The 25981-nt window shown below is 69.6% G+C and carries 27 protein-coding genes and 1 pseudogene; 13 read left to right on the top strand and 15 right to left on the bottom strand.

The annotated features are described in order from the left end of the window. Positions 1–127: 127 nt before the first annotated feature. The 6 genes from R9X44_RS02310 to R9X44_RS02285 all read right to left on the bottom strand — a co-directional run bounded on the left by R9X44_RS02310 (position 128) and on the right by R9X44_RS02285 (position 6321). Positions 128–940 carry an isoprenyl transferase gene (locus R9X44_RS02310; protein WP_319812239.1) on the bottom strand — a complete coding sequence of 271 codons (813 nt, stop codon included), beginning with the start codon at positions 938–940 and terminating at the stop codon, positions 128–130. A 52-nt stretch (positions 941–992) separates the two neighbouring features. After that, positions 993–1484, bottom strand: coding sequence for a hypothetical protein (locus R9X44_RS02305; RefSeq protein ID WP_319812238.1), 492 nt, complete (start codon positions 1482–1484; stop codon positions 993–995). Between the two features lie 104 nt (positions 1485–1588). Then, a complete protein-coding gene (locus R9X44_RS02300; RefSeq protein ID WP_319812237.1) occupies positions 1589–2755 on the bottom strand; it encodes a C40 family peptidase in 1167 nt (388 codons plus the stop codon). A gap of 172 nt (positions 2756–2927) precedes the next feature. Beyond that, a complete protein-coding gene (locus R9X44_RS02295) occupies positions 2928–4889 on the bottom strand; it encodes a thioredoxin domain-containing protein (RefSeq protein WP_319812236.1) in 1962 nt (653 codons plus the stop codon). Positions 4890–4969: 80 nt separating this feature from the next. Further along, complete coding sequence (locus R9X44_RS02290; protein WP_319812235.1) at positions 4970–5536, bottom strand: hypothetical protein; 567 nt, start codon at positions 5534–5536, stop codon at positions 4970–4972. A 431-nt stretch (positions 5537–5967) separates the two neighbouring features. Next, positions 5968–6321: a hypothetical protein gene (locus R9X44_RS02285; protein WP_319812234.1), complete on the bottom strand. Its 354-nt coding sequence runs from the start codon at positions 6319–6321 to the stop codon at positions 5968–5970. Positions 6322–6469: 148 nt separating this feature from the next. On the opposite strand from R9X44_RS02285, the gene R9X44_RS02280 reads away from it, so the two are divergent. Continuing rightward, positions 6470–7210, top strand: a complete 741-nt coding sequence (locus R9X44_RS02280) for a DUF6879 family protein (protein ID WP_319812233.1) — start codon at positions 6470–6472, stop codon at positions 7208–7210. Here the strand turns inward: R9X44_RS02280 and R9X44_RS02275 are convergent. Continuing rightward, entirely contained in the window at positions 7207–7845 is a 639-nt protein-coding gene (locus R9X44_RS02275; RefSeq protein WP_319812232.1) for a DUF5753 domain-containing protein, read from the bottom strand. The two genes, R9X44_RS02280 and R9X44_RS02275, sit on opposite strands and share 4 nt — an antisense overlap. 30 nt (positions 7846–7875) lie before the next feature. Further along, positions 7876–8079: pseudogene (locus R9X44_RS35660) on the bottom strand (helix-turn-helix domain-containing protein); the annotation flags it as partial. Between the two features lie 591 nt (positions 8080–8670). Between R9X44_RS35660 and R9X44_RS02270 the strand changes: the two are divergent. The 3 genes from R9X44_RS02270 to R9X44_RS02260 all read left to right on the top strand — a co-directional run bounded on the left by R9X44_RS02270 (position 8671) and on the right by R9X44_RS02260 (position 10041). Next, positions 8671–8835 carry a hypothetical protein gene (locus tag R9X44_RS02270; protein WP_319812231.1) on the top strand — a complete coding sequence of 55 codons (165 nt, stop codon included), beginning with the start codon at positions 8671–8673 and terminating at the stop codon, positions 8833–8835. 77 nt (positions 8836–8912) lie between these two features. Beyond that, a complete protein-coding gene (locus R9X44_RS02265) occupies positions 8913–9137 on the top strand; it encodes a hypothetical protein (protein ID WP_319812230.1) in 225 nt (74 codons plus the stop codon). Between the two features lie 70 nt (positions 9138–9207). After that, positions 9208–10041, top strand: a complete 834-nt coding sequence (locus R9X44_RS02260) for a helix-turn-helix transcriptional regulator (protein ID WP_319812229.1) — start codon at positions 9208–9210, stop codon at positions 10039–10041. A 27-nt stretch (positions 10042–10068) separates the two neighbouring features. Here the strand turns inward: R9X44_RS02260 and R9X44_RS02255 are convergent, their stop codons facing one another. The 3 genes from R9X44_RS02255 to mca all read right to left on the bottom strand — a co-directional run bounded on the left by R9X44_RS02255 (position 10069) and on the right by mca (position 12069). Further along, a complete protein-coding gene (locus tag R9X44_RS02255) occupies positions 10069–10899 on the bottom strand; it encodes a glycoside hydrolase family 16 protein (protein WP_319812228.1) in 831 nt (276 codons plus the stop codon). 64 nt (positions 10900–10963) lie between these two features. Then, positions 10964–11191: a hypothetical protein gene (locus tag R9X44_RS02250; protein ID WP_413774894.1), complete on the bottom strand. Its 228-nt coding sequence runs from the start codon at positions 11189–11191 to the stop codon at positions 10964–10966. Further along, entirely contained in the window at positions 11188–12069 is an 882-nt protein-coding gene (gene mca, locus R9X44_RS02245) for a mycothiol conjugate amidase Mca (protein ID WP_319812227.1), read from the bottom strand. Before mca ends, R9X44_RS02250 begins: the two co-directional genes overlap by 4 nt. 128 nt (positions 12070–12197) lie before the next feature. Here mca and R9X44_RS02240 point away from each other — a divergent pair, with 128 nt between their 5' ends. The 7 genes from R9X44_RS02240 to R9X44_RS02210 all read left to right on the top strand — a co-directional run bounded on the left by R9X44_RS02240 (position 12198) and on the right by R9X44_RS02210 (position 19226). After that, positions 12198–12569: a DUF4307 domain-containing protein gene (locus R9X44_RS02240; protein WP_319812226.1), complete on the top strand. Its 372-nt coding sequence runs from the start codon at positions 12198–12200 to the stop codon at positions 12567–12569. 148 nt (positions 12570–12717) lie between these two features. Continuing rightward, the gene (gene greA / locus R9X44_RS02235) at positions 12718–13221 is read left to right on the top strand and encodes a transcription elongation factor GreA (RefSeq protein WP_319812225.1); all 504 of its coding nucleotides are present in this window, start codon (positions 12718–12720) and stop codon (positions 13219–13221) included. Positions 13222–13332: 111 nt separating this feature from the next. Continuing rightward, complete coding sequence (locus R9X44_RS02230; protein WP_319812224.1) at positions 13333–13641, top strand: DUF4190 domain-containing protein; 309 nt, start codon at positions 13333–13335, stop codon at positions 13639–13641. Positions 13642–13745: 104 nt separating this feature from the next. Continuing rightward, positions 13746–14726, top strand: coding sequence for an RDD family protein (locus R9X44_RS02225; RefSeq protein ID WP_319812223.1), 981 nt, complete (start codon positions 13746–13748; stop codon positions 14724–14726). A gap of 60 nt (positions 14727–14786) precedes the next feature. Beyond that, positions 14787–16277 carry a M1 family metallopeptidase gene (locus R9X44_RS02220; protein WP_319812222.1) on the top strand — a complete coding sequence of 497 codons (1491 nt, stop codon included), beginning with the start codon at positions 14787–14789 and terminating at the stop codon, positions 16275–16277. A gap of 92 nt (positions 16278–16369) precedes the next feature. After that, on the top strand, positions 16370–17761 hold the full coding sequence (locus R9X44_RS02215) for a M1 family metallopeptidase (RefSeq protein WP_319812221.1): 1392 nt from the start codon (positions 16370–16372) through the stop codon (positions 17759–17761). 67 nt (positions 17762–17828) lie between these two features. Further along, a complete protein-coding gene (locus R9X44_RS02210) occupies positions 17829–19226 on the top strand; it encodes a M1 family metallopeptidase (RefSeq protein WP_319812220.1) in 1398 nt (465 codons plus the stop codon). A 3-nt stretch (positions 19227–19229) separates the two neighbouring features. Here the strand turns inward: R9X44_RS02210 and ilvA are convergent, their stop codons facing one another. From ilvA to R9X44_RS02195, 3 genes are all read right to left on the bottom strand, one after another. Beyond that, positions 19230–20441, bottom strand: coding sequence for a threonine ammonia-lyase (gene ilvA / locus R9X44_RS02205; protein WP_319812219.1), 1212 nt, complete (start codon positions 20439–20441; stop codon positions 19230–19232). A 43-nt stretch (positions 20442–20484) separates the two neighbouring features. Beyond that, a complete protein-coding gene (locus tag R9X44_RS02200; protein ID WP_319812218.1) occupies positions 20485–20967 on the bottom strand; it encodes a hypothetical protein in 483 nt (160 codons plus the stop codon). A 103-nt stretch (positions 20968–21070) separates the two neighbouring features. Beyond that, the gene (locus R9X44_RS02195) at positions 21071–21694 is read right to left on the bottom strand and encodes a DNA starvation/stationary phase protection protein (protein WP_319812217.1); all 624 of its coding nucleotides are present in this window, start codon (positions 21692–21694) and stop codon (positions 21071–21073) included. Positions 21695–21890: 196 nt separating this feature from the next. Here R9X44_RS02195 and R9X44_RS02190 point away from each other — a divergent pair, with 196 nt between their 5' ends. Together R9X44_RS02190 and R9X44_RS02185 are read left to right on the top strand one after the other, a co-directional pair. Further along, positions 21891–22406, top strand: a complete 516-nt coding sequence (locus R9X44_RS02190) for a hypothetical protein (RefSeq protein WP_319812216.1) — start codon at positions 21891–21893, stop codon at positions 22404–22406. Between the two features lie 54 nt (positions 22407–22460). Continuing rightward, the gene (locus R9X44_RS02185) at positions 22461–23909 is read left to right on the top strand and encodes a catalase (RefSeq protein ID WP_319812215.1); all 1449 of its coding nucleotides are present in this window, start codon (positions 22461–22463) and stop codon (positions 23907–23909) included. Positions 23910–24037: 128 nt separating this feature from the next. Here R9X44_RS02185 and R9X44_RS02180 read toward each other — a convergent pair whose 3' ends face one another. Then, complete coding sequence (locus tag R9X44_RS02180; protein ID WP_319812214.1) at positions 24038–25981, bottom strand: hypothetical protein; 1944 nt, start codon at positions 25979–25981, stop codon at positions 24038–24040.

Genomic DNA, 25981 nt, shown 5'->3' with positions numbered 1-25981 from the left:
AAGCGCCCTTACCTGGGGGTTTGCTGCCTCGGCTCCTGAAAGCGAACATCCCCGCCATGACAGGAGCATGACAGGGATGTGAACACACGGGTCGAACCCGTGTGAGAGGTCGGGGAGACCGTGGCGATCAGGTGCCGTAGCGACGGTTCCGCGCGGCGTAGGAACGCAGCGCCCGCAGGAAGTCGACCTTGCGGAAGTCCGGCCAGTGGACCTCGCAGAAGTGGAACTCCGAGTGGGCGCTCTGCCAGAGCATGAAGCCGGAAAGCCGCTGCTCTCCCGAGGTCCTGATGACAAGATCGGGATCGGGCTGCCCGCGCGTGTAGAGATGCTCGGCGATGTGCTCAACATCGAGGCGCTCGGCCAGCTCCTCGATGCTGGTGCCCTGAGCCGCCCCCTCGAGGAGCAGGGAGCGGACCGCATCAGCGATCTCACGTCTACCTCCATACCCAACGGCGACGTTCACAATCAGACCGTCCCTGTTGGATGTGGATTCCCCTGCATTTTTAAGGACACGAGCGGTCTTATCGGGCAGTAGATCAAGCGCGCCCACGGCCTGGACGTGCCATCCGGACGCCACGAGGTCCTCGACGGTCTCCTCGATGATCCGCAGCAGCGGGTCGAGCTCCACGGCCGGCCGCGACAGGTTGTCGGTAGACAGCAGCCAGAGGGTGACCACTTCAACGCCCGCCTCGGTGGACCAGCGCAGCAGCTCGGAGATCTTGTCCGCGCCGACCCGGTGGCCGGAGTTCACGTCCGCGAGGCCCATCTCGCGCGCCCAGCGCCGGTTGCCGTCAAGGATCACCCCGACGTGGCGGGGCACCTGGTCGCGGGGCAGGTGCTTTTCCACCCGTCCCTCGTAGAGGCGGTAGGCGAGGTCGCGGACGGCCCAGTAGAAGCGGCTGCTCTTGATCCGCGCCTTCATGTTCCGTCGGATTGCCATCGCGCGGACTTCCCCCTCACTCGGCCGTCACGGCCGCGCCTCATTATCTCCGCTAATTACATGATGTCTCCAAGTTCGTACGATCCGCCCCGGACGGCATCGGTTCGAGCCCGGCGTGGCCGGCCTCGGCGAGCACAGTCCCGACGAACTCCGTGAGCTCGGCCGAGGTCAGCACCGCCCTGACGCCGCGGCCCGCGCCGTCCCACGCCTCCACGACGGCCCGGCGGACCACGCGCCAGTCTCCCCTGCCCTGCCCGTCCGCCCAGGGCACCCACTGCGGTGAGTCGCGCACCTCACAGCTCAGCTCGCCGCCCGGCCCCGCGCGTCGGCCCTCCTGGCGGAAGGCGAACAGGGGGCCCTGCGGGAGGCGTCCGTCGGGGTCCGGCCAGGCCGTCAGGTCGGCCTCGCGGGCCGCGCGCAGGCGTTCGGCGACCCGTCCGAGGAAGTAGGCGCAGCCCGGCCCCACGGCCCCGAAGGGCAGCCCGTCACGGCGGATCTCAAGGCCGACCTCGTAGGCCCGTCCGCCGGTGTCGAGCGCGGGCACCGGCCGTACCGTCAGTGCCGATCCGTCAACACACCGCAATGCCCCCATAGCCCACCAGGTACCCCGCCTCCATGACGGAAATCACGCGGGGTTATGGGCGGGGGTCAGCCCGCGGCCCTGGCGGCCGCCTGGCGGTTGACCCGGACCGCGCCGCGGAACCCGTTGAAGTAGACCTTCTGGATCTTGATGACGTCGCCGGTGCGGGGCGCGACGAGCATCTTGTCGCCGCCCAGGTAGAGCGCGATGTGCGAGATCCGGCCGGGCGCGGTGGGGTCGTTGGCCCAGATGAGCAGGTCGCCGACGCGCGCCTGCTCGAACGGGACGATCGGGCCCGTCCTTGCCTGGTCCTCGGCGACCCTGGGCAGCCTGACGCCCGCCTGCGCGAACGCCCACTGCAACAGGCCGGAGCAGTCGTAGCCGCCCTCGGCGTCGGACTCGCCGCCCCACACGTACGGCATGCCGAGCTTGGTCATGCCCGCCTCGATCGCGGTCTTGATCTCGCGCGCGGAGAGGTACGCGCCGCCTTCGGCCGAGCCCTTGAAGTCGAAGGCGGGGTTCAGGGCGCGGACCGTGCCCGTCTTGGCGTTCACGACGCGTTTGACGGCCTTGGCGATGGCGTCGCGGTCCTTGTCGGCCCCGGCGACGATGAGGACGTTGTCGGCGACCATGCCGAGCCGTCGCGCGGTCGCCTTGGACACGACGGCGTCGATGTCGCCGATGCCCATCGTCGCGACCGCGCCGACCCGGACCCTGTCGATCTCGGCCTTGCCCGCGACCGGGACTCGGCTGTCGAGCTCGACGCCGCCGTCGCTGCCGAGCACGAACGACACCGCGACGTCACCGGCCGCGATGTTGCGCCACAGGCCGTCGTGCTTGGCCGTGGGGGCGGGGGTGAAGTTGCGGAAACCCGAGGGGTCGACGCCGAAGATGCCGACCTCCTTGCCGGCGAGTTTCGCGCGTGCCCCGTCGGCGGCCTGCACGCCGGTGACGCCCTTGATCTTCGCGATCTTGGCGGCGAGGTCGGCGGGGAGCGCGGCGCGGCCCTTGGCGACCACCATGACCTGCGGCTCGACCCGCTTGGCGAGGGGTGCGACGGGTGCGGCCGTCGCGCCGTGCGCGGCGGCGACGAGCTGGCCGGGCGCGACCGCCGTCGTCGTCGTCTCGGCGGGCCGCACCGCCTGTTCGACCAGCACCGCGACGTTAGCGGCGAGGGTCGTGGCGATGGCCACGCCGATGGCCATCGGCGCCGCCCTGGGGCCCGGCTTGCGCACGCTGTCTCATTCCTGCGGGGGTTAGACGGAAACACCGTATCGCCAGGGGAAACCCTTGGACAACACGGTGCATCCGACACTAAACGAGAGGCGTCCCGCAGCCAACGGTCCGCGCGGGATTCCCCGTCCGTTTCACGCCGGGTTCAGGCGGGGTTCAGGGTTCAGGCGGGGTTCAGGAGGAGGCGATCTCCTTGGCGAGGTCGCGCGACGTGCCCACCGGCATCCGGCAGGCGAAGTCACGGCACACGTAGGCGGCGGGGGCGTCGTCGAGGAGGTCGCGTCCGCCCAGGAGCGGGACGGGGCCGTCGAGGGGTTGGCCCGGTAGGCCGACCGTTACTACCGCGCCGGGGGACGTGCTCATCAGGGCGGTCCGGTGCAGCTCGCGGGTACGGCGGTCGTCGGGGTCGCCTACTACGGCGACTTCTACGGGGCCGCGTACGGCTGCCGCCGCTACGGCGAGGCCCCAGCCCGCGAAGCGCGCGTGGCGGTCGGCGAGGGCGGTTGAGGGGGCGAGGGCGGCCAGGGCCGCGTCGCGGTGTCTTTGCGAGCCGGTGAGGGCCGCGTAGGTGAGGAGTGCGCCTGCGGCGGCGGACTGGCCCGAGGGGGTCGCGTTGTCCGTCGGGTCCTTGGGGCGGCGGAACAGGGCCTCGGCGTCGTCGGCGGTGTCGTAGAAGCCGCCCTCGCCGTCGGAGAAGCGGTCGAGGACGACGTCGAGCAGGACGCCCGCGCGGGTCACGTACTCCGGCTCGCCCGTCACCGAGTGGAGGGCGAGGAGACCTTCGGCGACGTCGGCGTAGTCCTCCAGGACGCCCGCGTTGGCACCGGCGACGCCGTCGCGCGAGGTGCGCAGGAGGCGGCCGTCGGCGACGTGCAGGCGCTCGATGAGGTCGGCGATGCCGCGCGCGGCGTCGATCAGGTCGGGGCGGTCGAACAGCGCGCCGCACTCCGCCAGGGCCGCGATCGCCAGACCGTTCCACGCGGCGACGACCTTGTCGTCGCGGGCCGGACGCACCCGCTCGGCGCGCGCCTGGAACAGCCGCTCCCGCAGGTCCTCCGGCAGGTCGCCTTCCAGCTGGAGCGTGGACGAGCCGTGCTCGAACGTGCCCCGCTCGGTCACCCGGAACGCGCGGGCCGCCCTCGCCCCGTCCTCCTCGCCGAGCACCTCGGCGAGCTGCGCGGGCGTCCAGACGTAGAACTTGCCTTCGACGCCCTCACTGTCGGCGTCCAACGCCGAGGCGAGGCCGCCCTCGTCCGTCCCGAGCTCCCGCAGCATCCAGTCGCACGTCTCCAACGCGACACGGCGCGCCAGCGGAGCCCCGTCCTTACGCCACCAGTGCGCGTACACCCGGGCGAGCAGCGCGTTGTCGTACAGCATCTTCTCGAAGTGCGGCACGACCCAGGCGGCGTCCACGCTGTACCGCGCGAACCCTCCGCCCAGCTGGTCGTAGATCCCGCCCCGCGCCATCGCCTCAAGCGTCCGCGCACCCATCCGCCCCGCGTCCCCGCGCCGCAACAGGAACTCGAGCACCATCGACGGCGGGAACTTCGGCGCCTGCCCGAAACCTGCGTACTTCTCGTCGAACCCCCGCGCGAGCACCTGCACCGCCCGATCCAGGGCGGCGTCATCGGGCGCGCCCGCTGCCGCCAGCCCGGACTCCTGCCCGCCCAGCGCGTCAACGATCTGCCGCCCCTGCGCGACGAGCTCCTCCCGCTGCTCCCGCCAGGCCGTCGACACCGCCCGCAACAACCCCTGAAACCGCTCCCGCGGAAAGTAGGTCCCGCAGTAGAACGGATGCCCGTCCGGCGTCATGAACACCGTCATCGGCCACCCGCCCTGCCCCGTCAGCGCCTGCACCGCCTCCATATAAACCGCGTCGACATCGGGCCTCTCCTCCCGATCCACCTTCACACAGACAAACGACTCATTCATCAACTCCGCGGTCGCGACATCCTCAAAACTCTCATGCGCCATCACATGGCACCAATGACACGCAGCGTAACCAACACTCAACAGAACCGGCACCCCCCGCCCCCGCGCCTCCGCGAACGCCTCCTCCCCCCACGGCCACCAATCAACCGGATTCCCCGCATGCTGCAACAAATAAGGCGAAGTCACCCCAGCCAACCGATTCATACACCCAAGCCTCTCACAACGCCCAACACCAACCCGGCGACCCCACACCCCGAACCAGTAGGCTGAGCGGCCGGCATCTCCTACCGAGCGCCGACCGTCGTCGGAACGGTGTAGCGGTTCCCGGAAGCACGCTCGGCCACCGAGACGTCTTCCCTCTGCACGAGGCCGAAGGCTGCGGCTTCTTCCTCCGAGCAGGTGAGGAGCACGACGGGAAAGCCCCGGCCTCCAGCGAGCCAGAGCGCCGCCGAGAGCACCGCCGCTTCGTGTCCTTCGCGGCGGCGCGAGGGCCGGATCGCGACGTGGAGCCGTCCGGCGCGACCGCTCGTTTCCAGACGGCGGTCCTCGGGTCGGGGCTCCGGCTGAAGGGTGACGCGGCCGATGTACTCATAGCCCTCGACGCGCTCGGAGCAGTCCGGTTCGCGGCTCGTCTTCTCGACCCACCACCACTCGCCCACCAGCCCGGGGTCGATGCCGGGCACCACCCGCTTCGACAGCAGGGACCGGGCGACGCTCTCACTGCCGCCCACTTCAAGGTCTTCGACCGACAGGCCGTCGGCCTCGGCGCGGCCGTCCACCTCCTCGTGCTCACGCTGTGCCGCAAGCCATGAGTCGTAGAAGTCGGCGTCCGGCTCGATCAGGTAGGCCATGGCATCACCTTGCCATTCTCGTGCGTTCTTCGTCAGGTGATGCGCTCACGAGCCAGAGACAGTCCACGCCGGTTCGGTCGGGCTGATCGATCCAGCGAGAACCGCGAAGCGCCCGGATCATCCCGGCCAGCGCCGGACGGTTCTGCTCCGCCGCCCACGCCGGGACGCCCCCCGGCCGTCGACATCTGGCACTCGGGGTCGTAGCTGCGGCGGGACCTGTTCTGCGGGGCCGCGGCCTCCGGCCCATCCCTCATGACCCCCAAGCGTCCGACCTTGGGCGTACAGGAAGGGCTTGCCGAAGACCGCGGCAGTAGCTCACGAAGCGGAGCAGACCTCTCACCCGCGAGGAATCTAGGCGGCGAGAGGCGGATCGCCTTCCAGCACGACGTCGGTTTCGCGGCGCGCGGCCGCGATCAGGTCGGCCGACGTCGTCATGCGAGCCGTCCCCCCTCCGACAGCACCTTAACGATCGTGGCCGCGACGTTGGCGGAATCGGCGGGCATGCCGATCGCGCGGCCGTCTCCGTGCTCCAACGCCCACGTGTACCAGTGGGCGTCCCCCTTAACGGTGATGCCGATGTCGGCGAGCTGGCCGGTGTCGCCGTGGACCACGAAGAGGACCCGCCGTCCCTCTCGCGCGACGACGCCTGCCCCCATGTGCGGATGCTTGACGATCTCGATCCGAAGCAGTTCGAAGTAGGTCTCATGCAGGCTGGACAGCGGGGAGAACTTGACCGATGTCTCCTCTACGCGCCGCCCTTCCTCTCCGAGCGCGTCAATACTCATGCCTCGACGCTAAGAGGCCGCCCCGGACGGGAGCCACGAGTTTGGCTGTGTTTGGCAGCAACTATCTGTCAGGGGACCTTGACGGCGCGGAGCGCTACGGCAAGAGTCGATCGGGTCCGTAAACCTGCCGAGTCGGAGGCGCAGCACCATGGACTTCGTTGGAATCGACCCCGGTACTCCGGACGAGGAATGCCCCGCTGTCGCGGTGGACCCGATCACTGGCGATGTGTTCTTCCAGGGGCGGATCGTGACCGACCCCGAGGTGGTGAAGTGGTTCGCCGAGCACACACCGCGCGGCGATGACGAAGAGATCATCTGGCACCCGGCCAGGATGCGCCCGATCATCAGCGAGGCGCTCGCCGGTTCGTATGCGATGGACTTGCAGGGTCCGGGTGCGCCGACCTTCAAAGATCTGCTGGCGAACACGAAGCGCTCTGCTGTCCACCTGGAGATGCGAGACATCTACGACGAGAGCGACCCCGCTTACCAAGACTTCTGTGCAGGAGGGCCCGGCACCTACGACCGGTCAGCGTGGCTCTCGACCGTGGCTGAGGCCGTGGGGCGTGGCGTGGTCATGCGGCGGCTCCGCATCTACTCGCAGCCTGCGACCCGCTATATCGAATGGGAGCACGCTCTGACGCCGCAGAACATCGAGGCCGGCGAAGATGTCCGCTGGCTGCCGCGCAAGCGCGCATACGATCTGCTGCTTCCGGGCGCCGACCTGTGGATGTTCGACAACCGCTTGGTGCGCTTCCACCACAACGCCGGGGATGGCCGGAGCCTGAAGGAGTACGAGTTCGTGAGTGACCCGCGCCGGGTCCTGCAAGTCGTAGGAGCCTTTGAGATGGCCTGGGAGCGGGCGACGCCGCACGCCGACCACAAGCTCTAGCGAAGCGTCGTGAGGGCCTTCTCGATCAGCTCAGCGCACGCATCGCCATGCACGGCGAGACCGAACAGCGTCTCCCATACCGCCAGGTACTTCCCCACCTCCGCGGGGTCCGTGAGCGACAGGTAGCCGGAGACCAGCTCGACGTTCACGAGACGGTCGTCGGTGACGATGAAGGTCTCTCGGGGGCGGGCCCCGTTTCGGTCCGCCTCCATCGGAATGACCCCGAGAGACACCGAGGGAAGACGCATCACGTCCAGGAGATGGGCCAACTGGGCGCGGTGAGTCTCGGGTGTGATGGTCCGGTACCGAAGAACGATCTCCTCAACGAGGAACACGAACCGTTTGCCGGGGCGCTTGAGAACTGATTGCCGGTCAATCCGTTCGGCTACGGCTGCCGCAATGTCCGCCTCGCGGTCGTCGGCTTCTACCGCTTGCTCATCCCATACCCCGGTCAGGATCTCACGGAGATACTCGCGCCCCTGAAGAAGTCCGGGGAAGGACTTCGACTGATAGACGCGAAGCAGCTTAAGACGCTCGTACTTTTCCCGGACCGATTCTTGAGCAGCCTTCAGACCACCCCGGTTGAGCTGTTCATACGTCAGCCACATGTTCGCCACGTTGGCCTGCTCTGCCAACAGGGATTCCTTGATCCCTTCGGGCGCTCCGCAGACTCGGCACCAGAGCCTCACGTGCTCGGCGGTGATGACCCGCTTCCCGAGTTCGACCTGGCTTACATTCGTGGAGTCTTTCCAGCCAGCCTCCCGCGCGAACGCGAGCCCGTTACGCCCCGACTCTTCACGGAGCGCGCGAAGCCGGCCGCCCAGGCGTTGCCGGGCGGCCTGAGCTGAAGAGGACGAGGACGATGGCATCACAGCGCATCCAAGCGTACGGCGGACGGCGGACGGCGGACGGCGGACGGCGGACGGCGCGAGCGAAGAGTTTGGCTCGCTTTGGCTGTCTGGCCAGCACCCGAAGCCCCGGTCCCTCAACGGGGACCGGGGCTCATGCACGAAACAGTGGACGGCATGGCAATCGGCGCATCCCTCCTGGCCGGGTGGGAGAGGTGTGGTGGGGGTGGGGGGTGGGGTGGGGTGGTATTGGGGGTACTAGGAAGTGGGGTCTCTGGATGGGTGGGGGGGGTGGGGGGGAGAGGTGGGGGTATGAGGATGAGACTTTTGGTGGGCCTGGGGGTTCTGGTGCTTGTGGTGGGGTGTGGGGTGCCTCGGGGGGGTGTGCCGGGCGGGGTGTCCGGGTCGGCGAGTACGGGGGTGCCTGTGTCGGGTGGGGTGGTGGGGGTGGTTTCGGTTCGGGAGTTGCATGGGTTGTTCGTGCGGGATCGGGCTCGGGGGGAGGCGGAGTGTTATGGGCGGGTTGTTACGGTTCGGGGGGTTGTGTTGGGTGCGGGGGCGAGTGAGTTCGGGACGCCGACGATTGAGGCGTCGGATGTGGCGGGTGGGCCGTTGCTGGTGAACATCGTGCTGCCCTATGACGATCGGCGGGCCGAGTCGTTCCGGGCGCTGGAGGGTGTCGAGGTGGGGCAGGAGATCGTCGCGACGGGGACGTGCGAGATCTTCGCGGAACGGACCAACGCGCTGGTGCTGAAGGGGTCGGAGATCGTCGGGTGATCGGTTCAGCGGAGGCCGGGAAGCAGCGGGGAAAGGTAGAGAAGACCTTGGAGACGGAGACTGCTTCGAATGAGACGGTGGGGCGGCGGACGCGGGGTGCGTCGTATGTGCTCGCCCTTGTCGGGGTCCTCAGCGCGCTGTTCGGGGACAACGCGTTGAGGTGGGTTGACGCCGCCTCGGGGCATACGGTCCCGCAGGGCGTGTACTCGACGGTCCATTATCTGGTCCTTGCCGTCGCGCAGGTCGGGGTTCCGTTCGGGGCTGCTCTTTTCGCCGCCTCGCTTGTTCTGAAGAGGATGTGAGCGGGGGCCGCGCGCTGGGTGGTACCGGTGGTCCCAGGACGCACGTGCGCGGAGCTGCGAGCATGGGGGGATGAGCGCATCCGGTGAGCTCGCGGCGGGGCTGCGGGCGTGGCGTGAGCGCCTGACGCCGCAGGCGGCGGACCTCCCGGCGAACAGCGCGCGGCGGACCAGCGGGCTGCGGCGCGAGGAACTCGCGGTGCTGGCCGGGGTGTCGGTGGACTATGGCGTGCGGCTTGAGCAGGGGCGGGCGTCCGCGCCCTCGGCGCAGGTGTGCGGGGCGCTCGCCCGCGCGCTCCGGCTGACCGACGCCGAGCAGGAGCACCTTTTCCGGCTCGCCGGGCACGCGACCGGGGGCGGACGCGTCAACCGGCTCGTGCCGGCGAGCATCCGCCGTCTCGTGGAGCGCAGCGCCGACCGGCCCGTCGCGGTCTTCGACGCCGGGTGGACCCACCTGCTGTGGAACCCGATGTGGGCGGCGCTGATGGGCGACCCGACCTCGCTGCCCGAGGGCGAACGCAACGTGCTGTGGCTGCACTTCGTCGGCCCGTCCGACTGCCGGGTCCGCAGATCGACCGCGACGACGGCGTTCGACGCCTCGATGGTCGCCGACCTGCGGCGCAGCGTCGGCCGCTACCCCGACGACCACTCGCTGCGCCAGCTTGTCGACAAGCTGAGCGCCAGAAGCGCGCGGTTCAGTGCTCTGTGGCAGCGCCACGAGATCGCCGAGCACGGTCCCGCGCTGAAGACCATCGACCACCCCGACGTCGGCAGCCTCGAACTCGACTGCGACATCCTGACCACCCAGCGGGGCGACCTGCGCGTCGTCATGTACACCGCGGAGCCCGGCAGCGAGTCGAGCACCAAACTGACGCTCCTCGCCACCATCGGCACGACCACCTGGTGACGCGTAAGACGGGTTCCGCAGCGGGTGTCAGGTGGGGACTTTCCAGGCTCGGGCCCAGTCGATGTGCATGGTTACGCGGGTGGGGGTGGCGGGGGTGCGGCATTGGATGCGGGTGTAGCAGACGACGTCGTTTTGGAGGGCCAGGTGCATGTCGGCTTTTTGGGGGATGAGGGGGCCCGTGTAGTTCCAGACGCGGCGGCCGTCGATGTAGTAGGTGAGGCGGGTGGGGAGCCATTCGAGGGCGAAGACGTGCCATTCGGTGAAGTCGCGGTAGACGGTGCGGCTGGCGACCTTTTCCGGGTTGCCCTTGTGGGTGAACAGGCCGGTGGACAGGCGGGTGGGGTCGGGGATCTCGGCGAAGTTGATCTCGGCCCACTCGGGCTTGCCCTGGACGGTGGGCCACAGGAGGAGGACGGGGGCGAAGCCAGCGCCCCGGTCGGCGCGCATGCGGACCTCGAAGCGGCCGTAGGTGAACGCCTCGTGGGAGGCGATGCCGCCGGACAGGACCTTGCCGTCGTACTTCGCGCCGGTGAGGTGGAGCTGGCCGTCGGAGACCCGCACCGCGCGACGGGTTCGCGGGTTCTCGCCCGTCGGCGTGTCGTAGACGGCCCAGCGCCGGGGGTCGACGCGGTCGCCGGAGAAGGTCTCGGTGAACAGCGGACGCCCCCACGCCCTGGGCACGGGGTAGGACTGGGCGAGCGGAGGCTGCTTGCGCTGGCGCGCGGCGGCGTCGACGGCCGGGCGGCCCGCGGCGTGGCCCGGCTCGGCGTCGACGTTCGCCGCGTTCTCCATGACGGGCTTGCACCCGGCCGAGACGAGAAGCAGCACGGTCCCGGCGATCACTGCGAGCGGCTTCATGACATGCCATGCAACCGACTCGGGGGCGCGCGGCCCCGCGACCTACCGGGCGGTGCCCGATCCTTTACCGCTCCCCGGCCGCCTCTTCAGCCTTGCCGGCCTGCGCGGCCTCCCACTCCTCCTGGAGAAGGTCCTCCTCGCGGGGCAGGTGGTCGATGTTGCGCATCCGCCGGTTCATCGAGCGGATGAGCAGCACGGTCGCGACGATCAACACCGCGAAGACCAGGGTGCCGACAAGACCGGGCGAGACGGTTTCGTCGTTCAGCTCGAACGTCTCGGCCAAGATCATCACGTGCCCACTTTCTCCCGGATTCCGGCGAACAGGTCGTCCTCCGGCAGTTCGGTGTCCACCAGGGACCTGGCCAGATGGTAATCCTCGGTCGGCCATGCCTCGCGTTGGAGGTCGGGCGGGCAGGCGAACCAGAAGCTGTTCGGGTCGATCTGGGTGGCGTGCGCGATCAGCGCGGCGTCGCGGACCTCGAAGAAGTCGCCGCACGGGACGCGCGTGGTGACCGGCCAGCGCGGCTCGGTGGGGCCGCCGCCGCGCTCGGCGAGCCAGTCCATGTACGGGGACTCCTTGCCGTGCTTGAGCAGGATGTCGTGCATGGCGAGGAAGCGGTCGCGGTGGAATGTGACGAAGTAATACATCTTCAGCGGCTGCCAGGGCTCGCCCGCTTCGGGGTAACTGTCTGGGTCACCCGCCGCGTCGAAGGCCGCGGCCGAGATCCGGTAGGTCATGATGTGGTCGGGGTGCGGGTAGCCGCCGTTCTCGTCGTAGGTGAGGATCACGTGCGGCCGGAACTCGCGGATCTGCCTGACGAGCGGGGCGGTGGCCTCCTCCAGCGGGACGAGGGCGAAGCAGCCCTCGGGCAGCGGAGGCAGCGGGTCGCCCTCGGGCAGCCCTGAGTCGACGAACCCGAGCCACTCCTGGCGGACGCCGAGGATCTCGCGGGCGGCCTCCATCTCGGCCTGCCGGACGGCCGGGAGGTTCTCCAGGACCTCCGGGCGGTCCATCGCCGGGTTCAGGATGTCGCCGCGCTCGCCCCCGGTGCAGGTGACGACGAGGACCTCCACGCCTTCGGCCACGTACCTGGCCATCGTCGCGGCGCCCTTGCTCGACTCGTCGTCGGGGTGGGCGTGCACGGCCATGAGCCGCAAGGTCTCGGCCACTGAAGGCTCTCCCTATCCTTGGTGAGATGCTGGTGCGGCCGGGTCGTGGCCAGTGGCCCGATCGACCCGGCGGATGCGCTTTATTGAAGATTGTTGCAAACAACGCCGACAGAACCGCGAGGATTCCCATGGCCGAACGCTCAGTCCGCACCGTCATCGGGTACGGCGTGATCGGCCTGTTCTGCGCGGCGTGCGCCCTCGGCTTCGGCATCATCATGTCGAACGCGGGCGACAGCGCCGACGGCATCCGCGGCATCTCGGCCAAGACCATCTCCTACAAGGTCGAGGGCGCGCAGTCCACCAGGCTGACCGTCCAGATCCTCAAGCCCGCCGACGCCGCCGTGACCTGCACCGCACGCGCCCAGCGCGCCGACGGGCTCGTCGTCGGTTCCGAGCAGATCACCGCGGCCAAGGGCAAGACGTCGTCCACCCAGCTCGTCGTGCTCAAGACCACCGACCTGGCGCACACCGCCGATGTCCTGGACTGCGCCGCCTCCTGACCAATGATTGGCAGGTTGCGGATCGCAACCGGTGGGAACCTTTACTCTCATCGACCGGATAGGCTTGAGGTTTCCGTACGGCCCCCGGCAGTCCCGTTTCAGGGGTTCGTTGACACCCCGGCCACATCGCGTGCAATGAGGAGTACCCGTGACCGAGACCCGTTCAGCCAACGTCACCTGGCTCACCCAGGAGGCGTACGACCGCCTCAAGGGCGAGTTCGACTACCTCTCGGGTCCTGGCCGCAAGGAGATCGCCGCGAAGATCGAGGCAGCCCGCGAGGAGGGCGACCTCAAGGAGAACGGCGGGTACCACGCGGCCAAGGAGGAGCAGGGCAAGATGGAGGGCCGCATCCTCCAGCTCCGCGCGATCCTGGACAACGCCCGCGTGGGCGAGGCTCCGGTGGCCGCGGAGGGCGAGGTCGCCCCGGGCATGACCGTGACCGTCTCCTTCGAGGGCGACGACGAGGAGGTCACCTTCCTGCTCGCCTCCCGCGAGGAGCAGGGCTCCCCGATCGACGTGTACTCCCCCAAGTCCCCGCTCGGCTCCGCGATCAACGGCAAGAAGATCGGCGAGAAGGCGTCCTACACCCTCCCGAACGGCCGCGCGATGACCGTCGAGATCATCGACGCCGTGCCCTACGTCGGAGCCTGATCCGGAACGGTCCCGGGGCGTTCGGCCGCCGGGACCCGTCGCACCCTCTTTTGGGGGGTTCCGCGGTGATTGTTGAGGTTGGTCCGGCATGGGCGGGGCCATGCTCACCGCATGGGGTCGCCGCATCCGTCGCGCGGGCCGGGCTGTCCGTCCGGTCCGCGGTCCGTGCCCGCCGACGCCCAGACCGTCCCGCTCGCGGTGGTCGCGGTGCTCAGCGCGGTGCTGTGCTGGCCCGTCGGGAGTGTGGCGGGGGTGCTGCTCGGACATCTTGCGCTGCACCGCATCCGCAGGACGGGTGAGCCCGGCCGCCGCTTCGCCGTTCTCGGGCTCGTCCTGGGGTACGCGGGGCTGCTCGGCGCGCTGGCGGTCGGCGCGTTCGTCGCGCTGACGACCTTCGGAATCCCCCCACAGGCCGGTTGACGCGTCCGCGCGCACCGACCCCGCGAGCCAAAGCGTCGGCCAAATGACGGCCAAGCCCGCACGCGCCGCGGTTCGGGCGCGTCCCGGCAGGCGATCTTGCGGTTATGACGCAACCGCCAGAGGAACCGCGAGAGGGCGCATCGGAGGGCTGGAGCGGCCCCGAGGGCGGCCCGTCGTTCGGCAACGAGCAGCCCGGCCCGTACCAGGGCGGCGGCCCGTACGGCGCATCGTCCGAGGGTTCTGCGGGCGCGCCGACGGACAAGCCCTTCGGCCAGGGACCGGGCGGCCAGTACGGCGGCTACGCCCAGCAGCCGCAGCAGGGCGGCCAGTACGGGCAGTACGGGCAACCCGGGCAGTATGGGCAGGAGCAGTACGGCCAGCAGCCCGGCGCCTACGGCCAGTACGGGCAGGGCCAGGAGCCCGGCCAGTACGGCGGCTACGGCCAGCCGGGCCAACCCGGGCAGCCCGGACAACCCGGACAGCCGGGCCAGTACGGCCAGGGCGGCTACGGCCAGGACCCTTACGGCGGCTACGGAGGTCCTCCGGGCGGCGGCTTCGGCGCGGGCGGCCCCTACGGCGCGGCCCCGATGATCGCGAGCAAGGGCAAGCGGTTCCTCGGCATCCTCGTCGACTACGTGATCTTCACGCTCGCGGCGTGCTGCCTGTCGATCCCGTTCTCGGTCAACCGTCCCGACTTCACCAATCCGGACGGCAGCGTCAACCTCGACGACGCCTACTCGCCAGGCCAGTTCCTGCTGAGCCTCGCCCTCGCGGTCCTGGCGTTCCTGTACTTCTGGCTGCTGACGACCAAGTGGCACGGCCAGACCCTCGGCAAGAAGCTCCTCGGGACGCGGGTCGTGCGCGAGGACACCGGCGGCGCGATCGACGCGAGCCAGGGCGCGGTCCGCTCGCTGGTGTTCGTGATCCTCGCCTACATCTGCTGTGTCGGCGTGCTCGTCGACGCGATCTGGATCTTCACCAACCCGAAGAACCAGACGCTGCACGATAAAGCGGCAAAAACCGTCGTCGTTGACGCGACAGGCCCCGATCCCTACCAGACGGGCACGTCCGCGCAGCCCTACTGATCACCGTAGATCACCGGCATCGGTTGCCCAGCCCGCCCTTTACCGGGCAGGCTGGGCACTGTGTCCATCCCTCCCGCGCCGCGTCGTGCCGCCGCCCTCGTCACGCTGACCGTCCTGGCCGCCGCGGCGACGGCCTGCCAGTTCCCCGGACGTGCCCCCGAGCCCCCGGTCCCTCCGACGAGCGGGTCGGCGGCTCCGACGTCGCGTCCGACGTCGGGGAACGGCCCCCACCTCGTGCCGCTCCAGCCGACGCAGGACGGCGTGGGCGACCCGTACGTCCCGACCGACGGCAACGGCGGCTACGACGTCCAGCACTATGCCCTCGACCTGAAGGTCGATCCCGGCAACCACGCCAAGACCCTCGACGCCGTCGCCACGATCCGCGCGCGGGCGACGCAGGACATGGTGGAGTTCAACCTCGACCTCGCCGGCCTCGAGGTGTCGTCGGTGAAGGTCGACGGCAAGGAGTCGGAGTTCGGCAGGACCGGTAGCGAACTCACGGTGAGCCCGGCCGCCACGATCGCGGGAGGCCGCGACTTCACTGTGCGGGTCGCCTACTCCGGCGCGCCCAAGGCGGTCGAGGACCCGATCCTCGGCCAGTACGGCTGGATCAAGACCCCCGACGGCGTCTCGGCGGCGTGCCAGCCGAGCGGCGCGCACACCTGGTTCCCCGGCAACGACCACCCGAGCGACAAGGCGACGTTCGACATCACGCTGACCGCGCCCAAGGAGCTGACGTCGATCTCCAACGGCGAGCGCGGCGCGGTCACGACCAAGGGCGGGTTTTCCACGGTGACGTGGAAGGTCGGCCAGCCGATGGCCCCCTACCTGGCGATGATCTCGGTCGGGAACTTCAAGGTGAAGGAGGGCGTCACCGAGGGCGGCATCCCGATCCTCGTCGCGGTGGACAGCACAGTCCGCTCCCCCTCGGTCGACGAGTTCTACAAGATGAAGGCCGAGATCACCGACTACTGGGCCGAGCTGTTCGGCCCGTACCCGTTCGGCTCGACGGGCGGCGTCATCGACAACGCGGCCGTCGGGTTCGCCCTCGAGACGCAGACGAGGTCGATCTACGGCGACTTCGCCCCCGGCGAGTCGATCATCGCGCACGAGCTCGCCCACCAGTGGTTCGGCGACAGCGTGGGCGTCACCCGCTGGCAGGACATCTGGCTGAACGAGGGCTTCGCCAGCTACGCGGAGTGGATCTGGAGCGAGAAGCAGGGCGGGATGACCGCCGAGGAGTTCTTCAACGCGCGCTACAACGAGCCGGAGAACAGCCCGTCGTGGCAGGTCCCGACGGGCGACCCGGGCCGTGACCGCATGTTCGACGGGTTCGGCGTCTACGAGCGCGGCGCGATGACGCTGCACGCGCTGCGCAAGCGGATCGGCGACGAGAAGTTCTTCGCGACGCTGCGCTCGTGGGCCGCCGACCACCGGCACGAGAACGCGACGACCACCGACTTCGTGGAGCTCGCCGAGAAGGTCTCGGGGACCGAACTCACCGATTTCTTCAACGCATGGCTTTACGGCACGACACGTCCCAGCCTGTAGGGAAAGGTCCCCAAGAGGGGGCAAGAAGGCGGTCGGCGTCCGGTAAAGATCGCGGCGGACGCGTCTGAGGGGCCGCCGGATCGCGCAGTGTGATGATCGTGCGCGCTCTACGGACTGGGATGGTGGCGGCGGCGTTGGCCGTGACGATGACGGCCGGGGCGACGGCCTCGGCCGCCGACCTCGCGGGCTCGTCCGGCGTCGGCGACCCCTACTTCCCCGACAGCGGGAACGGCGGCTACAACGCGACGCACTACGACGTCGCGCTGCGGTTCACGCCGAAGGACCACAGGATCGCCGCGACCGTCACGATGACGGCGCGGGCCACCCAGGCGCTGCGCTCGTTCAACCTCGACTTCCGCGGCCCCGAGGTCGTCTCGGTGACCGTCGACGGCCGGCGCGCGGAGTTCGCCAGGCAGGACGACGAGCTCGTCATCACCCCGGCGTCGGTGCTCGTGGAGGGTGCGGAGTTCAAGGCGGTCGTGTCGTACGCGGGCAGGCCGAAGGCGCGCAAGAACGGGACGCTCGGCACGTACGGGTGGGTGCGCAGCCGCGACGGCGCGGTGGTGCTCGCCGAGCCGGACGGCGCGGCGAACTGGATGCCGGTGAACGACCATCCGAGCGACAAGGCGACCTACGACTTCGCGATCACCGTCCCCAAGCGGCTGAAGGCGCTGGCGAACGGGGAGCCGCTCGCCCCGGTGGCGCACGGGAACCTGACGACGTACCACTGGCGGCAGTCGGCTCCGATGGCGTCGTATCTGGCGTCGGTGGCCATCGGAAAGTTCGAGATCACCTACGGCAGGGTCGGCAAGATCACGGTCATCACGGCGGTCGACCCGAAGTTCAAGAAGAGCCTCGACGACGTGCACCGCAGGACGGTGAAGGCGCTGCGCTGGGGCCGTAAGGCGTTCGGGCCGTATCCGTTCCGCACGTCCGGCGCGGTGGTGGACGATCCGAAGCTGGACTACGCCCTGGAGACCCAGGATCGCCCGGTTTACGGCGGTTTCGTGCCGAACGACGATTTCATCGTGCACGAGCTGGCCCACCAGTGGTTCGGCAACAGCGTCACGGTCCGCGAGTGGAAGGACATCTGGCTGAACGAGGGCTTCGCGACCTACGCCGAGTGGATGTGGCGCGAGCACGTCTCCAAGAAGGACAGCGCGGCCAAGACGTTCAACAGCTACTACCGGCAGCCCGGCACGTCGCCGATCTTCGCCTCGCCGCCCGGCTCGCCGGGCCGCGAGCAGATGTTCGGCTTCCCGGTGTACGTGCGCGGCGCGATGACGCTGCACGTGCTGCGCAAGCGCGTCGGGGACAAGAAGTTCTCCCGGATTCTCAAGACGTGGGCGGCCGAGCAGGCCGGGGGCCACGGCACGACCGAGCAGTTCACCGCGCTCGCCGAGCGGATCTCGGGCAAGGAACTGGACAAGCTGTTCGACGTGTGGCTGTACCGCAAGGGCAAGCCGAAGCGTGGTTCGTGGTGAGCGCCGGACGGTACGGTGTGACCTGATCGAGTCCCGCGTTCGGGACTCCGGTGACAGGAGATGCCGGATGGCCGCCCCCCGACTGCTCGCAGCAGCGACCCTCAGCGCCGCTCTCGTCCTGGTCCCCGTTTCGGCGGGCGCGGCCGACTTCAGGCCCGGCGCGTCCGGCTCGGGTGAGAAGTACTTCCCCGGCATGGGCAACGGCGGATACGACGTCACCCACTACGGGATCAAGCTCGGCTACGACCCGGGCACCCTCCTGCTCACCGGACGGGTGAAGGTCACCGCCCGCGCCACCCACGACCTGTCCCGCTTCAACCTCGACCTGCGCGGCCTGCAGGTCCGCTCGGTGACCGTCGACGGCAAGGCCGCCAAGTTCCGGCGCGCGGGCGCGCAGGAGCTGGTGATCACCCCGGCCAAGGGCATCCCGAACGGCAAGAAGTTCACCGTCGTGGTGGTCTACGACGGCAAGCCCGCGCAGATCAACGACGACCCGCTCGGCACGTCGGGCTGGGTCGCCACCCGCGACGGCGCGGTGGCGCTGAACCAGCCGTTCGGCGCGGCGACGTGGTTCCCGGTGAACGACACGCCGAAGGACAAGGCCGCGTACGACTTCACGATCACCGTCCCCAAGGGCCTCACCGCGATCGCGAACGGCGACTTCCTGGGCCGCAAGACCGCCAAGGGCAAGTCCGTGTACCGGTGGCGGATGAAGCAGCCGATGGCCAGCGAGCTGTCCATGGTCGCGATCGGCAAGTACAAGGTGCTGCGCACCAACACCGGCGGACTGCCGAGTTACACCGCGATCGACTCCGAGCTGGCCGGGGCCGGGCAGCTGAAGAAGTACGACAAGAAGACGCGTTCCGTCGTGCGCTGGCTGTCGAGCAGGTTCGGCGCGTACCCGTTCACCTCCACCGGCGGCGTCGTGGACGAGGTCAACGTCGGGTACTCGCTGGAGACGCAGGGCCGTCCGGTGCACGACTGGAACCTCAAGGGCAAGAACCCGCCCGACGGCCTCATCGTGCACGAACTCGCCCACCAGTGGTTCGGCGACAGCGTCACCCCGGCGAAGTGGAAGGACATCTGGCTGAACGAGGGGTTCGCCACCTACGCCGAGTGGATGTGGAGCGAGAAGTCGGGCGGCGCGACCGCCGCCGAGCTGTTCAGGCTCGCCTACTCCGCGGGCCCGAACGCCGACGTCTGGAAGGGCGTCCTGGCCGAGCCCGGCCGCGACCACATCTTCGACAACTTCATCTACCAGCGCGGCGCGATGACCGTCCACCGGCTGCGGGTGGCGCTCGGCGACAAGGTGTTCTTCGGGATGCTGAAGTCGTGGCTGGCCAACCGTGAGGGCGGGACCGTCAGCACCAAGGGGTTCCAGGCGTTCGCCGAGAAGTACTCCGGCAAGCAGCTCGACGGCCTGTTCGACAAGTGGGTCTACAAGGCGGGCAAGCCCAAGCTGTGACGGTCAGGTGAACTTCACCGTGTAAGCCTGGCGGCGCAGGCGCGTCAGGACCTCCTGGGTGTGCTCGGGGCCCCTGGTCTCCAGGTGCAGCACGACTTCGGCGTCCTCGAGGTGCAGCCGCGCCGCGACGCGCTCGTGGGTGACGTCGAGGACGTTCACGCCGACCTCGGCGAGCTCCGACAGCAGGCTGACGAGCGCGCCGGGCCGGTCGGTGAGCCTGACCCGCACGACGAGGTAGCGCCCGGCCGTCACCAGGCCGTGCCGGACGACCTTGGCCAGCAGCACCGGGTCGATGTTGCCGCCCGACAGCACCGCGACGACCGGGGGCCGCATCGCGTAGGTGTGCTCAAGGATCGCCGCCACAGAAGCCGCCCCGGCCGGTTCCACGACCTGCTTGGCCCGCTCGAGGCTGAGCAGCATCGCCCGCGACAGGGACTCCTCGGAGACCGTGACGACCGAATCCACGAGCTGGGAGACCAGCTGGAAGGTCAGGTCGCCGGGGCGGCCGACGGAGATGCCGTCGGCCATGGTCGGGCTGAGCGCGACCGCGACCGGGCGTCCCGCGGCCAGGGAGGCGGGGAAGGCGGCCGCGCGCTTGGCCTGGACGCCGAGCAGGGTCCCGTCCCAGCCGCTGCTCTTGAGCGACACGCCGAGGCCGGAGATGAGGCCGCCGCCGCCGACCGCCGCGACGACGGTGCGCGCCTCGGGGCACTCCTCGAGCAGTTCGAGGCCGAGCGTGCCCTGGCCCGCGACGATGTCGGGGTGGTCGAACGGGTGGATGAACACCGCGCCGCGCTCCTCGGCGTAGGTGCGGGCGCTGGACAGGCACGCGTCGACGGTCTCGCCGCCGAAGATGATGTCCGAGCCGTACGCGCGGGTCGCCTCGACCTTCGGAAGCGGCGCGCCCTGCGGCATGAAGATCGTCGCCTTGCAGCCGAGCAGCGACGCCGCAAGCGCGACCCCCTGGGCGTGGTTGCCCGCGCTCGCCGCGACGACGCCGCGGCCGCGCTCGTCCTCGCTGAGCCGGGAGATCCTGGTGAACGCGCCGCGGATCTTGTAGGAGCCGGTCCGCTGCACGTTCTCGCACTTGAGGTACACGGGCCCGCCGACCACCTCCGACAGGGCGCGGGAGTGCAGCAGGGGCGTGCGGACCAGGACGGGCTTGAGCGCCTCGGCCGCGGCGCGGACGTCGTCGGCGGTGACGGGCTGGGTCATCCCCTTATCCTCGCAGGACGGACGGCACGTCAGGCCCGGGACGTCACTGCCAGACCATCAGCACGAGGATGACGATCCAGATCACCGCGATGATCCCGGAAAGCGCGGCGATGCGGCCCTGCTCGGCCTTGGTGTCCACGACCCTGCCCGCGCTGCGCTCGGCCGACGCGGCCTTCTCGGCTCCCGGGGCGGTGACGCCGGCTCCCGCGTCCGTCAGGGAGGCCAGGGACTTGCGCTGGTCGCGTTCGACCACGAGCAGCAGCAGCCAGGCGACGATGAACAGCGTCATCGACGCCGACAGCCACACCTCGGCGAACCTGCCCCTTGCCATGATCAGGCCGAACAGGAACACGCCGAGCGCGCCGAGCGCGTAGATGCGCGTCGTGCGGTTCAAAAAGCGCACGACCGTCGTGTTGCCCGCCCGGATGTAGCGCGGCGTCGACATCGTCGCGGCGGTCAGCGGGCCCAGCGTGAAGATCGCGAACCCGATGTGCAGGATCAGCAGCAGCCGGTCACCAGTGGACATGCACCGACGATAACCCCCGCTCAGGCGGCTGAAGGTGATGTGCGTCCCCCGAACAGGCCAAGCGCCCCCCGTCGGGGACGGCGGGCGCTTTCTGCCGTGCGCGTCAGTGCGTCTGGAAGTGCTGGGGCGACTCGATGAGCGGGGTGTCCACAAGGTGTTCGATGAGGAACCACGTCTGGAGTTCGCCGGTGCGGATGACGTCGGAGACGAGGATGTCGTTGGTGCCGTCGTCGCCCATCTCCTGGGTGCGGCCCGCCGCGTCGCGGGCGGCGACGAGGATCGTCTCGTGCGCCTCGATGAGCCGGGTGAGCATCGCGGGGACCTCCTCGACGCCGTCCGGGGGCCGAGGGATCACGGTGATCTCCGCGACGTGCCTGGGGTCGCCGACGGCCACGCCGCCAAGGGTCTGGACGCGTTCGGCGACGAGGTCCACGAGCTTGCGCTGCTGCTTGGCGTGCTCGTCGAGCAGGAGGTGGAGCTGGTAGAAGGTCGGCCCGCGCATGAGCCAGTGCGCCTTCTTGTAGAGGTTGTAGAGGATCTGGGTGTCGGCCAGGATCTGGTTGAGCCGCTGGCACGAGTACATCCGCGCGTCGGCGGACAGGCCGAGCGGGAACATCCGGATCGTGCCGAACTCCTGGATGATCTGGCCGTCGAAGTCGGGGAAGGGCTGGCTCTCGCCCTTGCCCTTGCGTGACGTCGTGCCGCTGCTGCTTCGCTTGGTGGTCAAGGTGTCCGCTCCTGGTGGTCGTTGAGGGTCCGTTGTGAGCGGTACCCCCATGAATCACCCGAAGTCTCCAGGGGGCTCAAACTCCTCCCCCACATCCCTTTGCTTTTGCCCTTGCTTGAGGTTTTTGCAGGTTATGTCGGCTTCAAAAGGGGCGACGGTAGCCGTGGAAGCCCGAATCGAGCGGAGGGAGAGCGCGATGATGGGAGGACCGCCAGAGCCCGATGAGATCGAGCCCGAAGATGTCGACGCGGCGGCGACCGGCGACCGCGAGGTCGACTTCGACGAACCCCTGCCCGACAAGTCCGAGCAGCTCGACGTCGAGGACCCCGCGTACTCGCTGATGGGCGACGACATCACCGCCGACCCGCTCGACGACGGCATCGACCCGCCCGACCGCTGGTCGTCGGCCGAGCGCTACGGCACCACCGAGGACGAGCAGCGCGAGGGCGAACCCCTTGACCTCCAGCTCTCGGCCGAGGTGCCCGACCCCGTCCTCGAGGAGATCAACGGCGACACCCCGCGCCGCCGCCGTCCCCGCGACGAGGACGAGCCCGCCGAGCGCGCCGCGGTGACCGTCGTGGACGAGGACACCGACCGCGACGCCGAGATGCACGACGCCACCCCCGAGGAGACCCTCCAGGAAGCCGAACAGGCGATGGCGCAGGACATGGCCTCCGACGCCGAGCAGCCCCCCTCCCCCAAAACCAGTTAGGCGAGACCAGGCAAGCGACCTCAAGAGACCGAAGAACCGGGGGAGAGCACACCCATGGACAGGACCACCACGAACGCCGGCATTCCGGTCGGCAGCGACGAGAACTCGCTCAGCGTCGGCCGGGACGGCCCGCTGCTGCTCCAGGACTTCTACCTCATCGAGAAGATGGCCCAGTTCAACCGGGAGCGGGTTCCCGAACGCGTCGTCCACGCCAAGGGCGGCGGCGCGTACGGGGTGTTCGAGGTGACGCAGGACGTCAGCCAGTTCACCCGGGCCGACCTGTTCCAGCCCGGCCGCAAGACGCCGATGCTCGCCAGGTTCTCCACCGTCGCGGGCGACCTCGGCACCCCCGACTCCTGGCGCGACCCGCGCGGCTTCGCGCTGAAGTTCTACACCCAGCAGGGCAACTACGACATGGTCGGCAACAACACCCCGGTGTTCTTCATGCGCGACCCGATGAAGTTCCAGGACTTCATCCGCTCGCAGAAGCGCCACCCCGTCACACACCTGCGCGACAACGACATGCAGTGGGACTACTGGACGCTGTCGCCCGAGTCGTCCCACCAGGTCACCTGGCTGATGGGCGACCGCGGCATCCCGCGCGACTGGCGGCACATGGACGGTTTCAGCTCGCACACCTACATGTGGATCAACGCCTCCGGCAAGCGCTTCTGGGTGAAGTACCACTTCCTCACCGACCAGGGCAACGAGTTCTACACCCAGGCCGACGGCGACGCGATGGCCGGCCAGGACCCCGACCACAACATCCGCGACCTGTACGACGCGATCAAGCGCCGGGACTTCCCGACGTGGACGCTGAAGATGCAGATCATGGAGTTCGAGGACGCCGCGTCCTACCGGTTCAACCCGTTCGACCTCACCAAGGTCTGGCCGCACGGCGACTACCCGCTGATCGAGGTCGGCAGGATGACGCTCAACGAGGTGCCGGAGAACTACCACATCCACATCGAGCAGGCCGCGTTCGAGCCGTCGAACCTCGTGTCGGGGATCGGGCCGTCGCCGGACAAGATGCTGCTCGGGCGGCTGTTCTCCTACCCCGACACGCACCGGTACCGGATCGGGCCGAACTACAGCGAGCTGCCGCCCAACCGGCCGCGCAACGCCGAGGTCGCGTCGTACGCCAAGGACGGGCCGATGCGGCAGTTCCCGGCGAACGTCGCCGCGCCCTACCACCCGAACTCCTACGGCGGCCCGGACGCCGCCGCCCAGTCGGGCCAGGAGCTGGCGAGCTGGATGGTGGAGAACGCCGAGCTCGTCCGCGAGGCGTCGACCCTGCACCGCGACGACGACGACTTCGTCCAGCCGCACGCGCTCATCAACGACGTCCTTGACGACGCCGCCCGCACCCGGCTCGTGGACAACATCGTGGGCCACCTGAAGAACGGCGTCTCCGACCCCGTCCTTGCCCGTGCGGCGACGTACTGGCGCAACATCGACAAGGCGCTCGGCGACCGCGTCGCCGCGGGCATCGGCAAGTCCTGAACCCGCGCGGACCGGCCCTGCGGGGCCGGTCCATGCTCGTCTGGGCCCGGCGCGCGGGCTTTCAAGGGCCCGACTTCGTCGGGCCGCCCGCGCACCGGTCCGTGCTCGTCCGGGGCCCGGCGCGGGGGTCAGCGGCGGGGGCGGGGGGATCTCGTGGACAGGTAGTCCGAGACGACCTTGACCGAGAGGTCGGCGGCGTCGGTGGTGAAGACGCGGCCGCCGTTGCGGTGGGCGATCTCGTCGACGAAGGCGACGAGGCGTGGTTCGTCGGCGAGCATGAAGACGTTGAGCGACGCGCCCCTGCGCGTCATCTTGTCGACCTCGGCGAAGGTCAGGACGAGGGTCTCGGGGGACGGCGGGTAGTCGAAGAGGTAGCGGCCGTCGGGACGCAGGTGCGCGGTCGGCTCGCCGTCGGTGACGATCATGACCATCGGCTCGAAGTCGGGGTGGGCGTCCAGGTGGCGTCCGGCGAGCATGAGCGCGTGGTGCAGGTTGGTGCCCTGGACCATGTCCCAGTCCAGCGAGGTCATCTGCTCGGGGGTGAGCGGGCGGGCGTAGTTGCTGAACCCGACGATCTTGACGGCGTCGCGCGGGAACTTCGACGTCACCAGCGTGTGCAGGGCGAGCGCGGTCTGTTTCGCGGCGGCCCATGTGCCGTTCAGGACCATCGAGTACGACAGGTCGACAAGGAGGCAGACCGCGGCGGCCGTGCGGTTCTCGGTCTCGTGGACCTCGAAGTCGTCGGGGGTCAGCGCGATCCGCGACGGGTTCCGCAGCACCGCGTTCGTCACGGTCCTGACGACGTCGAGGGGCTGTTCGTCGCCGAACCGCCACTGACGCGACGTTCCCGTCAACTCGCCCGCCTGGCCCGCGTCGCGCTGCGCGTGGTCGCCGCGCGGGCCGCCGCTCAGCTGGGCGAAGGCGCGGCGAAGGGCCGTGTCGCCGAGGCGGCGGACGGCCTTGGGGGTGAGTTCGAGGCGGCCCTTGTCCTGGGAGACGTAGCCCTGGCGTTGGAGTTCGTTCTCGATCCTGCGCAGCGCTTCGAGGTCGTCCACGGCGTTGCGGCCCAGCGCGCGGCGGACTGCCTCCTCATCCACGTCGGTGAGGCTCGCGCCGGGGTAGTCCTGGCGCAGGGCGGATTCGAGTTCACCCAGGTCGGCGAGGTCGGCCAGCGCGCTCGTGGCGTCGCCGAGGCCCAAAGGGTCTTCGCCGGTCATGCGCTCGCCGCCGGTCCAGTCGAGGTCGGGGCGGCGGCCGCGCAGCGCGTCGCCGAGCCGCGCCATCTCGGCGGCGAGGCCCGCGTCCCGCATGGCGTCGGCCATCAGGCCGGCGAGTTCGGCGCGCTGCTCGGGGCTGAGGGAGTTCATCAGCCGGTTCAGCGCGGCGCTGCGCCTTGCCAGGGAGTCGACGAGCTCTTCGAGGGTCTGCGGGTCGTCGGGGAAGAACTCCCCGAAATCCGCCATGAAAGCCGCGAAGTCCTCCTGGCGGTGCTCGCCGCGCGCGTCGGCGTCGAGCATCGCGTTGAGCGCGGCCATCATCTCCTTGACGCGTTCCATCTGCGCCGGGTCGCCGCCCTGGAGTGCCTGCTTGAGGCCCTGGAACTGGGCGTCGAGCACGTCGTCGCGGAGCATGTCCTTGAGGCGCTGGAAGGTCTGGCGGGCGGCGTCGGAACGCCAGTCGTAGTCGCGCAGGGCGCGGACGGCGGCGGCGGTGTCGGACGGCGTCTGGTCGAGTTCGGCCTCGCGCAGGCGGGCGTCGTCGGACGGGTCGGGGAACAGCTCCGCGCGTTCCTGTCCGATGGCGGTGTCCAGCAGGGCCCTCGCCTCTTCGAGGACGCCGTCGAGCCTTCCGCGTTCGCGCAGTTCCCTGCGGCGTTCGCGGACCTGCCTGAGCAGGTCGTCAAGGCCGCGTCTGCCCTCGCCCGCGCCCCTGCGCAGGAGGCGGCGGAGCGCGTCGGCGACGCTCGAGCCCTCCATGACGTCGTCGCCGACGGCGTCGAGCGCCTCGCGGACGTCGAAGGGCGGGGCGAGCGGGTCGGGGCCCTCACGGTACGGGCCGTAGCGGTATCTCAC

The organism is Actinocorallia sp. A-T 12471, assembly GCF_033875155.1.
GTDB lineage: Bacteria > Actinomycetota > Actinomycetes > Streptosporangiales > Streptosporangiaceae > Actinocorallia.
The sequence above is the reverse complement of the archived record's forward strand: the minus strand, read 5'-3'. Positions and strand labels throughout refer to the sequence as shown.